This window comes from Caulobacter segnis, assembly GCF_023935105.1.
GTDB classification, from domain to species: Bacteria; Pseudomonadota; Alphaproteobacteria; order Caulobacterales; family Caulobacteraceae; genus Caulobacter; species Caulobacter segnis_B.
The window spans coordinates 5,215,309-5,228,514 of sequence record NZ_CP096040.1 but is presented as its reverse complement, the minus strand read 5'-3'; the positions used below and the strand labels follow the sequence as shown (position 1 = coordinate 5,228,514).

The following is a 13,206-nucleotide window of genomic DNA, read 5'->3' as shown; positions in this document are numbered from 1 at the left end:
GCGGTCATATGAGGCCTTCCGCCCAAGGTCGGCAAGTCAGGCCGCCTATCGCGCGACTTCTCTGGCGATCGGGTACAGCAGGTAGTGGTCGTCGTAGAACGGCGTGCGCTCGTAGAACCAGGCCAGGCGCGCGTCCGGATCGGCGGCGAACTTCGGCTCGGCGGCCAGCTTGGCCTCGAACTGCGCCTTCAGCGTCGGATCGGTCGCCAGCATCTTCTCGGCCAGCGGGGCGATGGCGTAGGGCTCGATATATTCGACGCGGCTCAGCACCTCGGGGATCATGCCCCAGGCGAAGAAGCTCTCGCTGGACTGCGGCTCCAGCAACAGCACCACCAGGTCGCCCAGCGGCTGGTCGGTCGGCACGCGGACCGAGCCCTTGGGGAAGGTCCAGGCGCGGGTCTGGGTCGTGACCTTGTCGACGCTGATCTGGACGTGCCCCTCGTTGGCGCGGGTCGCCAGCTTGGGATCGACCAGGCGGATCATTTCGACCTGGACGGTCTTGTCGGCCGGCAGGGTCTCCAGCGTCACGCCATGCAGCTTCAGCCGCTCGATCAGGTCGGCGCGGTAGCTGGGCACGTAGTAGGCGACCGGACGCTTCAGGCTCAGCGTCGAATGCGAGCCGTAGAACGGGACCTTCCAGAGCTCCGGATCGGCCTCGCCCAGCCAGCGCACTTCCTTCCGGCCCGAGGCGGGGCTGTCGTAGGTCTCGTACTTGATGCCCTTGAAGTCGCGGATGTAGGCCGGCTTGTCGTCCGAGGCGAAATTGGCCAGCACCTCGGCCGGACGCAGGGCGCTGTCGGCGGCGATCGCCGCGCGCAGGTCGCCGCCCTTGTCGGCCAGGAGCTTCAGGGCCGTCTCGATGAAGATATAGGTGCCCAGCACGCGCTGGGCGTGGGGCTTGAGGCTATGGTTTTCGATCAGGATGGTCGGGACGTGGGCCGCCGCGCCCCAGCCGTTCGAGAACCGCTCGCCCAGGCCGCCGTCCGACAGGCCCTTCTTCGGGTCGTGCTCATCGACGCCGAACACCAGCTCGCCGGGAATGTGGCCTTCGGCCTCCAGGCCCTTGTTCATGGTCGGCTTGAGGACGTCGTCCAGCCACTGGGCGATGGCCGGCGAGCGGTTCCAGACGCCGTTCTCGCCGTTGAAGCCGTAGGTGACGTCGTACTGGTAGTCCATGCCGTCGGTCACGTGGACGTCGACATAGAGATCGGCCTTGTACTTGGCCTGCAGGCGCTTCAGCGCCTGCATCTCCGGCTGGTCCAGCTTCATGAAGTCGCGGTTCAGGTTCTGGTTGGTCGCAGTGTTGCGCCAGCCCTGGATGCGCGGCCCGCGCTGGTTGGGGCGCGAATAGGGGCCCGAGCGCTCGTGGCCATCGACCGACAGGATCGGGATCAGGACCAGGTTGACCTTGTCCAGCAGCCCGTCCTTGCCGTGAAAGGCCATGTCCCGCAGCAGCATCATGCCGGCGTCCTTGCCGTCGATCTCGCCGGGATGGATGCCGCACTGGACCAAGAGGAGCGGCTTCTTCGGGTCCAGCTTGTCGCCGTCCTTGCTGGCGATGACCGCAAAGATCGCGCGGCCCTGCGGCGACACGCCGAAGTCCTCGACGCGGATCAGCTTGGACGCCTTGTCCAGCCGATCGAACCAGGCGCGGGTGTCGACATAGGTCGGCGAGAAGTCATGCTCGGCGTCGGCCTCGAACGGCGTCACCCACGGATCGGCCTTGTCGCGGATCAGCGCCTGACTGGCGCCCTGCCAATGCGGGGCCGGCGGCAGGAAGGCTTCGTCCCAGGGAGCTTTGGTCTGGGCCATGCTGGTACTCGCTGTCAGGGCGACGGCCAGGGCCGCCAGGGTGAGGATGCGCACCTTAGGGCTTCTTCCAGATCGGCGCGCCATCCCCCGGCAGGCCCAGGCGCGACCACTTCTCGCTGACCGTGTCGACCACGGCCTGGTCCATGCGGATCTCCTGGCCCCATTCGCGCTTGGTCTCGGGCGGCCATTTGTCGGTGGCGTCGAGGCCGATCTTGGAGCCTAGGCCGCTCTCGGGGCTGGCGAAGTCCAGATAGTCGATGGGCGTGTGCTCGATCACCGTGATGTCCCGCGCCGGGTCCGTCTTGGTGCTGATCGCCCACATCACGTCCTTCCAGTCGCGGGCGTTGATGTCGTGGTCCACGACGATCACCCACTTGGTGTACATGAACTGGCGCAGATAGCTCCACACCCCCAGCATCACGCGTTTGGCGTGGCCGGGATAGGCCTTCTTCATCGACACCACGGCGATGCGGTAGCTGCAGCCCTCGGGCGGCAGCCAGAAGTCGACGATCTCGGGGAATTGCTGGCGGATCAGCGGGATGAAGACCTCGTTCAGCGCCTCGCCCAGAACCGAGGGCTCGTCTGGCGGACGGCCGGTGAAGGTGGTCAGATAGATCGGGTCCTTGCGCATGGTGATCGCCGTCACCTGGAAGACCGGGAACTTCTCGACGCTGTTGTAGTAGCCGGTGTGGTCGCCGTAGGGACCCTCGTCCTCGAACTCGTCCAGCAGGACGTGGCCCTCGATGACGATCTCGGCGTGGGCCGGGACCATCAGCGGCACGGTCTTGGCCGGGACGAGATCGACCTTGGCTCCGCGCAGCAGGCCGGCGAACTGGTATTCGCTCAGGGTGTCGGGCACCGGCGTCACGGCGGCCAGGATGGTGCCGGGATCCGCGCCCAGCACGGCGCAGGCCGGCAGGGGCTCCTTGTTGCCGGCCTTCTTGTGGCGGGCGTAGTGCTGGGCCCCGCCGCGATGGGCCAGCCAGCGCATGATGCACTTGTCCTTCGAGAGGACCTGCATCCGATAGATGCCGAGATTGAAGTCGTCCTCACGGTCCTTGCCCGGACCCTTGGTCACCACGAGGGGCCAGGTGATCAGCGGCGCGGGCTCGCCCGGCCAGCAGGTCTGGACCGGCAGCTTGGTGAGATCGATCTGGTCGCCGGTCAGGACGACCTCCTGCACCGGGGCCTTCTTCACCGTTCCGGGGCGCATGCTCATGACCGTCTTGGCCAGGGGCAGCATGTCGAGGGCGTCCTTGATGCCCTTGGGCGGCTGGGGCTGGCGCAGGAAGGCCAGCAGTTCCCCGACCTCGCGCAGCTCGCCCGCCGTCTCGCGCGGCTCGCCGCCGAGGGTGACGCCCATGGCCACGCGCTTGACGGTGCCGAACAGGTTGGCGAGCGCGGGCATCTCCGAACGGCTGCCGTCGGGCAGTAGCACATGCTCGAACAGCACCGCCGGACCGCCGGTCGCCAGCAGGCGGGTCTGGATTTCCGTCATCTCCAGCACGCTGGAGACGGGCTCCTTGACCCGGACCAGCTCGCCCTTGGCCTCCAGCACGTCGATGAATTCGCGGAGGGAACGGTAGGCCATTGGGGGACTCTCGGGACTAGTTGGCGACCGCCAGGTCGTCGGCGTGGATCATCGGGCCTTCGGTGAAGCCCAGCTCGGCCTCGATGGCGTCTGAGCGCAGGCCGGCGATGCGCTGGGCGTCGGCGCTGTCATAGCGGACGATGCCGCGCGCGACCTCGCGGCCGGTCTCGTCGCGGACGCGGACGGCGTCGCCCTTGTCGAACGGGCCCTCGATGGCGCGGACGCCGGCCGACAGCAGGCTCTTGCCGGACGCCAGGGCCTTGGCGGCGCCGGCGTCGATCGTCACCCAGCCTTGGGGCGCCAGCGAGCCGGCGATCCAGGCCTTGTAGGCGGCGGCGGGCGACGCCCCGGCCTCGATCAGGGTAGCCTTCTCGCCGTCGGCGATGGCGGTCAGCGGGCGGGGGCGCGAGCCCAGGGTGATCAGGGTGGCGCAGCCGGCGGCGCGGGCGATGCGGGCGGCGGCGATCTTGGTGGCCATGCCGCCGGTGCCGACGCCTGCCGCGGCGTTGGCGCCCTCGGCCATGCCGGCGATCTCGGGCGTGATCTCCGAGACCAGCGGGATGTGCTGGGCCTGGGGGTTCTTGCGCGGATCGGCGGTGTAGAGGCCGTCGATATCCGAGAGCAGCACCAAGAGATCGGCGCCGGCCATCTGGGCCACGCGGGCGGCCAGGCGGTCGTTGTCGCCGTAGCGGATCTCTTCGGTGACGACCGTGTCGTTCTCGTTGACCACGGGCACCACGCCCAGGCCCATCAGGGTCTCGGTGGTGGCGCGGGCGTTCAGCCAGCGGCGACGCATCTCGGTGTCGTCGCGGGTCAGCAGGATCTGGGCGACGCCGATGTCGTGCGGCGCGAAAGCCTGTTCCCAGGCATGCATGAGCAGGCTCTGGCCGGCGGCGGCGGAGGCCTGCTTTTCCGGCAGGGTGGTCTTGCGGCCGGTGAGGCCCAGTCGCCGGCGGCCCAGGGCGACCGCGCCCGACGAGACCACCAGCACCTGCTTGCCGGCCGCGCGCAGGGCGGCGGCGTCGGCGCAGAAGGCCTCCAGCCAGGCGCGGTTGGCGCTGCCCGTCTCGGCGTCGACCAGCAGGGCCGAGCCGACCTTGAACACGATGCGGCGGGCCCCCGAGAAAGCCCCGGCAGCCTGGCTCACGGCGTCCAGCCCCCGGGGGTCTCGTCGACGTGGTCTTCGTCCTCGTCGATCTCGTCCTCGAGGTCGCCGCGACGGATGCGCACCTGCCGGTAGGCGGCGCGCAGTAGTTCGGTGACGCCCTGGCCAGAGACGCCGGAGACCAGGCGCGGCTTGATCCCGGAGACGGCTTCCAGTTCGGCGATCTTCTCGGCGAGGGTCTCCTCGTCGAGGGCGTCGATCTTGTTCAGGGCCAGGATCTCGGCCTTGTCGGCTAGCTCGTCGCCATAGGCTTCCAGCTCGCCCCGGATCGTCTCGTAGGCGCCGGCGACGTCGTCCTGGGTGGCGTCGATCAGGTGGATCAGGGTGGCCGAGCGCTCGACGTGACCCAGGAAGCGGGTGCCCAGACCCGCGCCTTCCGACGCGCCCTCGATCAGGCCGGGGATGTCGGCCAGCACGAAGCGCTCGCTGCTGGACAGGTCCACGACGCCCAGGTTCGGGGTCAGGGTGGTGAACGGATAGTCGGCGATCTTGGGCTTGGCGGCGCTGGCGGCGGCCAGGAAGGTCGACTTGCCCGCGTTGGGCAGCCCCACCAGGCCGACGTCGGCGATCAGCTTCAGCCGCAGCCAGATCCAGCGCTCTTCGCCTTCCTGGCCGGGATTGGCGTACTTTGGCGCCTGGTTGACCGGGCCCTTGAAGTGCAGATTGCCCCAGCCGCCGTTGCCGCCCTTGGCCAGCAGCAGGCGCGCGCCCGCGTGGTCGAGGTCGGCGATCAGGGTCTCCTTGTCCTCTTCCAGCACCTCGGTGCCGACGGGCACCTTCAGGAGGACGTCCTCGCCGGCGGCGCCGTGACGCGCGCGGCCCATGCCGTGCACGCCCGTGCCGGCCTTGAAGTGCTGCTGGTAGCGATAGTCGATCAGGGTGTTGAGGCCTTCGACGGCCTCGATCCACACGTCGCCGCCGCGACCGCCGTCGCCGCCGTCCGGGCCGCCGTACTCGATGTACTTCTCGCGGCGGAACGACACCGATCCACCGCCGCCGTTGCCGGAGCGGATGTAGATCTTGCATTGGTCCAAGAATTTCATGGGGCTCTTTTGTCCCAAGGCGTCCCGCGCGTCGAGCCAAAAGGCCCTCGCGGCGATTTCGAGCCTCGCCGCCTGTGACGTTGCGTCACTGGGGGCGGCGTCGAAAAAGCGTGACCGTGGTTCGGCGTCGTGACGAAATGTTAAAACACCTAGTGCGACAAAGTGTCTTGGCAGCAAAACCGTCGTTTCATCTTCGACGGAGTGGGAGGCTGACCTTGGCGACGGAAGACGACGGAAAGGCGGTGCTGGCGAAGGATCTTAGCGATCTGTCGACGCAAGAGCTTCACCGTAAGTATAGCGCCGAAGCCTCGACGCACCGCAACATCTTGATCGGACGCGGCACCGGCGTCGCGCCGCAGTGGCGCGAGTTCAAGACGTTCCTCGCCGAGGTGGGGACCAAGCCGTCCACCGATCACAGCCTGGTTCTGCTGAACCGCTTCGAACGCACCTACGGTCCGGGCCGCGCGCGCTGGATGACGGCCGAGGAGCAGGCCGCCCACGAGGCCGAGTTCGATCGCCTGCGCGCCGAGAAGCAGCGCGAAGAACAGCTGATCATGCACAAGACCGCCGCGGTGAAGCGCGCCGGTACGCCGGGCGCGCCGTCGTTCGGCCAGTGGACGCCGATGGCCGGCAAGCAGGTCGCCTATACTGACGTCGCCAAGAAGCTGGCCATCCCGGTCGCGGCCCTGTCCAAGACCATGCCGGCCGGCACCAGCGCCGACGAGCTGGTCAAGCGTTCGGGCGTGGTCAACGAGCTGATCAACGAGAGCGCCACCTGGCTGCCGCCGGATCCGGCCCGCAAGGCGGGCTTCTTCGAGGCCTACCGCATCTGGCACCTGCAGGTGCAGCCGCAGTTCGCCCGCGCCGCCACCCCGACGTTCCTGTTCCTCTACATCGCCCTGCCGGTCATGAAGCAGTGCCGCGACGAGCTGATGGACCTGGACCTGTGGAATCCGCTGGGCCAGCGGGCCATGGCGGCTCGCGACAGCCACGTGTCCTGGAAGAAATACACGGAGTTCATGCCGCGGGCCCAAGTGGCGCTGATGGAAATTCCCATCTACGCGACCTACTCGTTGCTGTCGGACCTCGACGCCCTGTGCGAGCGGATCACCGTCGCCGAGAAGCGCTTCCGTGAAGGCCCGCAGAAGGTGATCCACACCCACCGAGCGGCTTAAGGAAAGAATCTGCTCCCCTTTCGGGGGAGCTGTCGGCAGAGCCGACTGAGGGGGCGTCGCCGGCCTACGCCGAGCTGCCCCCTCCGGCCCTCTGGGCCACCTCCCCCAGAGAGGGAGGAGCGTGAGACCTTACGCCAGCCACACCATCATCCGCGTCGCCGCCGGCTCGCCCCGGGCGATCGAGGGCTTGTGCTCGACGACGCCGGTATAGAGGAAGCCGGCCTTGACCAGCACCCGGCCCGAGGCGTCGTTGTCGGCGAAGTGGCCAGCGACGACATAGCGCTTGCGCCAGGCCGATCGGGCCCAGTCCAGCGCCGCCCTGGTCGCCTCGCTGGCATAGCCGCGGCCCCAGTAGGGACGGCCGATCCAGTAGCCCAGCTCGATCTGGCCCTCGGCGGTGGTGAACATGCCGATGGTCCCGACCAGGCCCTCGTCGGCCAGTTCGATGGCGAAGGTGTTGTCACGCGACCGATCCTGGGTCCCGCAGCGGGCCACGAAGTCCTGCGCATGGGCGCGGCTGTAGGGCCAGGGCATGCGCGTGGTCATGCGCGCCACGTCATGATCGGCGCAGAAGGCCGCCACGCGTTCGGCGTCGGCCTCGGCCGGCACGCGCAGCGTCAGCCGCTGGGTCTCGATGACGGGTCTTTCTTCGATGACGCACATCGGCGCCTCCCAGAGTTCTTCCGGCCCTCTTTGCTGTGGGACCGTGACGCCGCCATGGCGAAGTTTGTTTCAGACTTCGGTTTCCAGGGGCGGCGAGACAAAACAAAAGCGGGGAGCCCGGCGTTCCGGACTCCCCGCTAGAGATCGTCTGTCCGGATCGTCTTCTGTTTGAGAAGCACGATCCGAAGAAACTCTGGTTCGTGCTTACTCGGCCGGTTGAGCGGCCGGCGTCACCGTCACGTAGGTGCGGTTGTGCTTCTTGGTCACGAAGCCAACAGCGCCTTGGACGAGCGCGAAGAGGGTGTGGTCCTTACCGATGCCGACGCCGGCGCCCGGATAGAACTTGGTGCCGCGTTGACGCACGAGGATGTTGCCGGCGAGAACCTTCTCGCCGCCGAACTTCTTCACGCCAAGGCGCTTCGACTCTGAGTCGCGGCCGTTGCTGGACGAACCGCCAGATTTTTTGTGAGCCATCTTGCTCTCCTATCCTCTGGGGGCGTCGCCTTAGGCTTCGCCGTCTTCCTTCTTGGCGGCCTTCTTAGGGGCAGCCTTCTTCTTCGGGGCTTCGGCGACGGCGTCGGCGTGCTCGACGACTTCGGCCTTCACAACCGGGCTAGCCTTCGTGGCCTTCTTCACGACCGGGGTCGCTTCAACGGCGGCCGGAACCGAGAACGGCACGGCGGCGTCGCCGAGACCGCGAGCGCGGGCGTCCAGGATGACCTTCGGGGTCAGGTCGATCGACCCTTCCCACTTGGCTTCCTTGCCGGCGCCGGCGACCGACGTGACGCGCACGACGGTTTCCAGCTGGCGGTGACCGCGGGTGCGGCGGTAGCCCTGGCGACGGATCTTCTTGAAGATCTTCACCTTCTCACCCTTGCGGGTTTCGATGAGGGTGCCGGAGACGACAGCGCCGTCCACGGTGGGGGCGCCGACCGTCACGGCCTCGCCTTCGCCAAGCATCAGGACTTCGCCAAAGGCCACGGCAGCGCCGGGTTCACCTTCGAGCTTTTCGACAACCAGCAGGTCGCCGGCTTGAACCCGGTACTGCTTGCCGCCGGTTTTGATCACCGCGTACATAGGTTTAGCGCCTTAAAAACGTGCGTTCGCAAAATAGGGAACGCCCGCTCGGAAACCCGGCGGGCGAAGAGGGCGCGACTTATACAGCCAGAAGGCCGAGAGTCAACGCCGTGAAGGCGGATTCTGGCGATCGCCGCCCTTAAGCGCGAATAGACCTTATGAAGTCTCTGGTGTGTTATTTTATAACACGCTATATGCCTTCCTGTGAACCCGACGCTTCTCGCTCCCATCGCCATCACCGGCTTTACGGTCGCCTTCCTGCACGCGGCCCTGCCGACGCATTGGCTGCCCTTCGTCCTGGTCGGGCGCGGTCAGCACTGGTCGGCGGGCAAGACCCTGGGCGTGACCTTCCTGGCAGGCCTGGGGCATGTGGCGTTCACCATCCTGCTGGGCCTCGTCCTGGTCGGCGCGGGCCTGGCCGTGCAGCCGCGAATGGGCGACCTGTTCGGCTGGGTGGTCGGGGCTCTGATGATGGGCCTGGGGCTCTTCTATCTATGGCGCGGTCGTCACGACCATGGCGAAGGCCAGGTTTCGACCCGCCGCTACGCCTCGGACCGCGCGGCGATCATCGCGCTGGTGGTGCTGCTGACCCTGTCGCCCTGCGAGGCCTTCCTGCCGATCTACCTGGCCGGGGTGAAGCATGGCTGGACCGGTTTCGCCGCGCTCAGCGCCGTGCTGATGGCCGCCACGGCCGGCGGCATGCTGCTGTTCACGACGCTGAGCCTGGCCGGCGTCAAGCATCTGGGGCTGGAGCGTATCGCCCGCTACGAGTCGACCATCCTGGGCTTGGCCCTGATCGCCATGGGCATCGGGGTGGCTTTCCTCGAGCTGTAGTCGGTCCGCCGCTTTTGTTTGGCGGGGCGAGCGCCTAAATAGCGCTCCATGACCCAAGACACCTCCCCGGCCGCGCCCGCCGCTTCCAGCAAGATCCCCGTCACCGTGCTGACCGGCTATCTCGGCGCCGGCAAGACCACATTGCTGAACCGCATCCTCACCGAGGAGCACGGCAAGCGCTACGCCGTGATCGTCAACGAGTTCGGCGAGGTCGGCATCGACAACGACCTGGTGGTCGGGGCCGACGAGGAAGTGTTCGAGATGAACAACGGCTGCGTCTGCTGCACGGTGCGTGGCGACCTGATCCGCGTCTTGCAGGGCCTGATGAAACGAAAGGGCGGCTTCGACGCCATCGTGGTCGAGACCACGGGCCTGGCCGATCCGGGCCCGGTGGCCCAGACCTTCTTCGTCGACGAGGACGTCAAGGCCCGCACGGCTCTCGATTCAGTCACCGCCGTCGTTGACGCCAAGCACATCATGTTGCGGCTGGGCGACAGCAAGGAGGCCGTCGAGCAGATCGCCTTCGCCGACCAGATCGTGCTGAACAAGACCGACCTGGTGTCGGAAGACGACCTGCGCCACGTCGAGGCCCGCATCCGCCGGATCAACCCGCTGGCCCCGATCCATCGCGCCCAGCGCTCCAACGTTCCGCTGGAGGCGATCCTCGGCAAGCACAGCTTCGACCTGGAGCGGATCACCGAGCTGGAGCCGGCGTTCCTGAATCCCGCCCACGGCGAGGCGGGACATGTGCATGACGAGCACTGCGGCCACGATCACCACGACCATGGCCATCATCACCACGATCATGACCACGACCACGTGCACGACGAGCATTGCGGTCACGACCACCATGGGCACAGCCACGCCAGCGCCATCCACGATGACGGCGTGAAGGGCATCTCCCTGACGCTGGACAAGCCGGTCGACGGCCAGAAGATCACCGCCTGGCTCAATGACCTGCTGGCCAAGCGCGGCCCCGACATCCTGCGCGCCAAGGGCATCATCGACGTGAAGGGCGAGAACAAGCGCCTCGTCTTCCAGGCCGTGCACATGATCCTGGAAGGCGACTTCCAGCGCGAGTGGACCGATAAGGACAAGCGCTACAGCCGCATGGTGTTCATCGGCCGCGACCTGGACGAGGCCGAACTGCGCAAGGGCTTCGAGGCCACGGCGGCGTAAGGAGCAATCCTCCCCCAAGAGGGGGAGGTGGTCCGAAGGACCGGAGGGGGAAGTCCAGTCGAGCCGGCTACTTCCCTCTCCGTCGTCTCTTCGAGCCGACACCTCTCCCACGGGGAGAGGATTGAATACGAAAAAGCCCCGGAACTTTCGTTCCGGGGCTTTCGTGTTCTTGGCTGTCGCCGAGGACGATCCCTAGTGGATATCTTCGTTGATCAGGCCGACCTTGAACCAGCCCGAGGTCTGCAGCTGGTTCAGCACACCCATGAAGTCGGCGTACAGCACGTCGGCGTCGGCGCGGATCATGACGCGCTGATCGTCCTTCGGGCCGGCTTGGCCGGTCGCGTTGAACTTGGCGTTCAGGTCGGCTTCCAGGCCATCGAGGCTGGTTTGCTTGTCGGCGATGAAGATCGCGCCCGACTTTTGGATCGAGATGAAGACCGGTTCCTTCGGCTTCTCTTGAGTCGGATTCGGCACCGCCGGAGGCAGGTCGATCTTGATCGAGGTCACGGCCATCGGCACCGCGACCATGAAGATGATCAGCAGAACCAGCAGAATGTCCACGAAGGGCGTGACGTTGATTTCGGAATTCTGGCCCAGCGAATAACGGCCACCGCCGCCGCCAGCAAGTTTAGCCGCCATAGCCTGACTGTCTCCCAGAAGGCCGCGCCGCTTGGGGCGCGCCTGAAATGTCGTTACCTCGCCACGTCTGGCGCAGACGGGCGCGGAAGTAAAGCCCGAGGACGCGGCGCGATGGCAACCCCTTTTCGAGTCTTTTTTGTCGAACGCTGTTCGAACGGGCGCCGCGCGGCCCATGTTCTGGCCCGAGGCGCGAAACCGGCCCCGTAAGCGGGCTTTCTTCAAAGAGTCTGGTCGTCGGGCGGCCGGCGCCTTATCTCGCGCGCATGATCTTTTCTTTCGACGCCTTCGTCACCGACGCCCTGTTCGACCGCTCCGGCCGCGCCATGTTCGCCCTGGGCGACGGCACCGTCCGCCTGCAGACGCAGGACGGATTCGTCACGGTCGAGGCCCATGGCGGACCGCTCGGCGGGGCCGTGCTGGCCGCCGCCGTCCACCCCAGCGGCGTCGGCGTCGTCACCGGCGGCGACGACGGCAAGGTGGTCTGGAGCCGAATCGAGGGAGGCGAGGTCGCCGCCACCCTGATCGCCGAGGTGAAGAACAAGTGGATCGAGCACGTGGCGACCAGCGCCGCCTCGGGCCTGATCGCCTTCACGGCCGGCAAGGACGTGCATGTCCGCGACGCCGCCGATCCGGCCTTCGCCCGGACCTTCACGCACGACAAGACTGTGTCGGGCCTGGCCTTCGAGCCCAAGGGCCGACGCCTGGCCAGCGCCACCTACGGCGGGGCCTATCTCTGGTACGCCCGCATCGCCGATCAGAAGCCGACCCTGATGAAGTGGGCCGGCAGCCACATCGCCGTGGCCTTCAGCCCGGACGGCAAGTTCCTGATCTCGTCGATGCAGGAGAACCAGCTGCACGGCTGGCGCCTGTCGGACGGCAAGGACATGCGGATGGGCGGCTATCCGTCCAAGATCAAGAGCGTGGCCTTCTTCGACAAGGGCAATCTGCTGGCCACGGCCGGCGCCTCGGGGGCGGTCATCTGGCCGTTCGCCGGCGCCAACGGCCCGATGGGCAAGGAAGCCGCCGAGATCGGCTTCTCGCGCGATTCGATGGTCGTCCGGGTGGCGGGCATCGACACGCACCCGGTCTGCCTGGCCGCCCAGGACAACGGCAAGATCTGGATCGCCCACATGCGCAACGGCCGCATCGAGACCGTCAAGGCCGAGAAGGGCGCCCCGATCAGCGCCCTGTCGGTCAGCGCCGACGGCAAGTTCTTCGCCTGGGGCGACGAGAGCGGCGAGGCTGGCGTGCTGGAGATCCCCGACATCAGCGGCCCGCGCGAGTTCGCGGGCTAGAATCCCTTCAGCTCAGCCCACTCCTCGAACGGCGCCCGCTGCGAACGGAAGTTGTTCACCGGGGCGGCCTCGTCGCGATAGCCCAGGGCCATGCCGGAGAACAGCATATGCCCCTCGGGCAGGCCGACATGCGCGTCGACCAGCTTGTTGTAATGCGACCAGAACTCCTGCGGGCAGGTGTCGAGCCCACGCTCGACGGCCAGCAGCATGAAGGTCTGCATCAGCATGCCGACGTCGCTCCATTGCGGCGGGCCGCAGCGACGGTCGATCGAAAAGAACAGCTGAACCGGCGCGCCGAAGCCCTGGCCATTGGTCGAGAACCATTGCAGGCGCCGCAGCTTGTCCTCGCGCGGGATGCCCAAGGCCCCGTACAGGTCCTCGCCGACCTGGAAGCGGCGGCCGCGCAACGGCTCCCACAGGTTGGCCGGATAGACGTCGTACTCGGTCGGGTCGGGCGAGGCCACGCGCTTGAGCATGTCCGCCTTCAGCGCCTCCAGCGGCGCGCCGGCCACCACCTGGACCCGCCAGGGCTGGAGATTGCCGCCTGACGGGGCGCGGGCGGCGGCTTCCAGCAGTTCGCGGACCAGGGCGGCGTCCACCGGATCGGGCTTGAAGGCGCGCACCGACATGCGGCGGTTGACGGCGTCGATCACGTCCATCGAAAGCTCCTTTGAACCCGGTGCGCATATGCATCGCGACAGCGGCGGTTCGTCTGGTTAGCATCCGTCCGCTG

At 67.2% G+C, this 13,206-nt stretch carries 13 protein-coding genes; 4 read left to right on the top strand and 9 right to left on the bottom strand.

The window, feature by feature from the left end:
- Window positions 1-45: 45 nt before the first annotated feature.
- Genes MZV50_RS24225 through obgE form a run of 4 tightly spaced genes read right to left on the bottom strand, consistent with a single transcriptional unit; the run spans window position 46 to window position 5,611 of the window.
- Window positions 46-1,860, bottom strand: a complete 1,815-nt coding sequence (locus MZV50_RS24225) for a M14 family metallopeptidase (protein WP_252635309.1) — start codon at window positions 1,858-1,860, stop codon at window positions 46-48.
- Window positions 1,861-1,867: 7 nt separating this feature from the next.
- The gene (locus MZV50_RS24220; RefSeq protein ID WP_252631897.1) at window positions 1,868-3,403 is read right to left on the bottom strand and encodes a UbiD family decarboxylase; all 1,536 of its coding nucleotides are present in this window, start codon (window positions 3,401-3,403) and stop codon (window positions 1,868-1,870) included.
- 16 nt (window positions 3,404-3,419) lie between these two features.
- Window positions 3,420-4,550, bottom strand: a complete 1,131-nt coding sequence (gene proB, locus MZV50_RS24215; RefSeq protein WP_252631896.1) for a glutamate 5-kinase — start codon at window positions 4,548-4,550, stop codon at window positions 3,420-3,422.
- Window positions 4,547-5,611 carry a GTPase ObgE gene (gene obgE, locus MZV50_RS24210; RefSeq protein WP_252631895.1) on the bottom strand — a complete coding sequence of 355 codons (1,065 nt, stop codon included), beginning with the start codon at window positions 5,609-5,611 and terminating at the stop codon, window positions 4,547-4,549. Before obgE ends, proB begins: the two co-directional genes overlap by 4 nt.
- Window positions 5,612-5,748: 137 nt before the next feature.
- Here obgE and MZV50_RS24205 point away from each other — a divergent pair, with 137 nt between their 5' ends.
- A complete protein-coding gene (locus MZV50_RS24205; protein WP_436792192.1) occupies window positions 5,749-6,786 on the top strand; it encodes a hypothetical protein in 1,038 nt (345 codons plus the stop codon).
- 129 nt (window positions 6,787-6,915) lie between these two features.
- Here the strand turns inward: MZV50_RS24205 and MZV50_RS24200 are convergent, their stop codons facing one another.
- The 3 genes from MZV50_RS24200 to rplU all read right to left on the bottom strand — a co-directional run bounded on the left by MZV50_RS24200 (window position 6,916) and on the right by rplU (window position 8,526).
- The gene (locus MZV50_RS24200) at window positions 6,916-7,449 is read right to left on the bottom strand and encodes a GNAT family N-acetyltransferase (RefSeq protein WP_252631893.1); all 534 of its coding nucleotides are present in this window, start codon (window positions 7,447-7,449) and stop codon (window positions 6,916-6,918) included.
- 204 nt (window positions 7,450-7,653) lie between these two features.
- Window positions 7,654-7,923: a 50S ribosomal protein L27 gene (gene rpmA, locus MZV50_RS24195; protein ID WP_252631892.1), complete on the bottom strand. Its 270-nt coding sequence runs from the start codon at window positions 7,921-7,923 to the stop codon at window positions 7,654-7,656.
- Between the two features lie 30 nt (window positions 7,924-7,953).
- Entirely contained in the window at window positions 7,954-8,526 is a 573-nt protein-coding gene (gene rplU, locus MZV50_RS24190) for a 50S ribosomal protein L21 (protein WP_252631891.1), read from the bottom strand.
- A gap of 204 nt (window positions 8,527-8,730) precedes the next feature.
- Here rplU and MZV50_RS24185 point away from each other — a divergent pair, with 204 nt between their 5' ends.
- Both MZV50_RS24185 and MZV50_RS24180 read left to right on the top strand, forming a co-directional pair.
- On the top strand, window positions 8,731-9,360 hold the full coding sequence (locus tag MZV50_RS24185; protein WP_252631890.1) for a hypothetical protein: 630 nt from the start codon (window positions 8,731-8,733) through the stop codon (window positions 9,358-9,360).
- A 48-nt stretch (window positions 9,361-9,408) separates the two neighbouring features.
- Window positions 9,409-10,539, top strand: a complete 1,131-nt coding sequence (locus MZV50_RS24180; protein ID WP_252631889.1) for a CobW family GTP-binding protein — start codon at window positions 9,409-9,411, stop codon at window positions 10,537-10,539.
- A gap of 192 nt (window positions 10,540-10,731) precedes the next feature.
- Here MZV50_RS24180 and MZV50_RS24175 read toward each other — a convergent pair whose 3' ends face one another.
- The gene (locus tag MZV50_RS24175; protein ID WP_252631888.1) at window positions 10,732-11,178 is read right to left on the bottom strand and encodes a biopolymer transporter ExbD; all 447 of its coding nucleotides are present in this window, start codon (window positions 11,176-11,178) and stop codon (window positions 10,732-10,734) included.
- A gap of 263 nt (window positions 11,179-11,441) precedes the next feature.
- Here MZV50_RS24175 and MZV50_RS24170 point away from each other — a divergent pair, with 263 nt between their 5' ends.
- Entirely contained in the window at window positions 11,442-12,473 is a 1,032-nt protein-coding gene (locus MZV50_RS24170; protein ID WP_252631887.1) for a WD40 repeat domain-containing protein, read from the top strand.
- On the opposite strand, the gene MZV50_RS24165 is transcribed toward MZV50_RS24170, so the two are convergent.
- A complete protein-coding gene (locus MZV50_RS24165; RefSeq protein WP_252631886.1) occupies window positions 12,470-13,132 on the bottom strand; it encodes a nitroreductase in 663 nt (220 codons plus the stop codon). The genes MZV50_RS24170 and MZV50_RS24165 overlap by 4 nt on opposite strands.
- Window positions 13,133-13,206 lie beyond the last annotated feature (74 nt).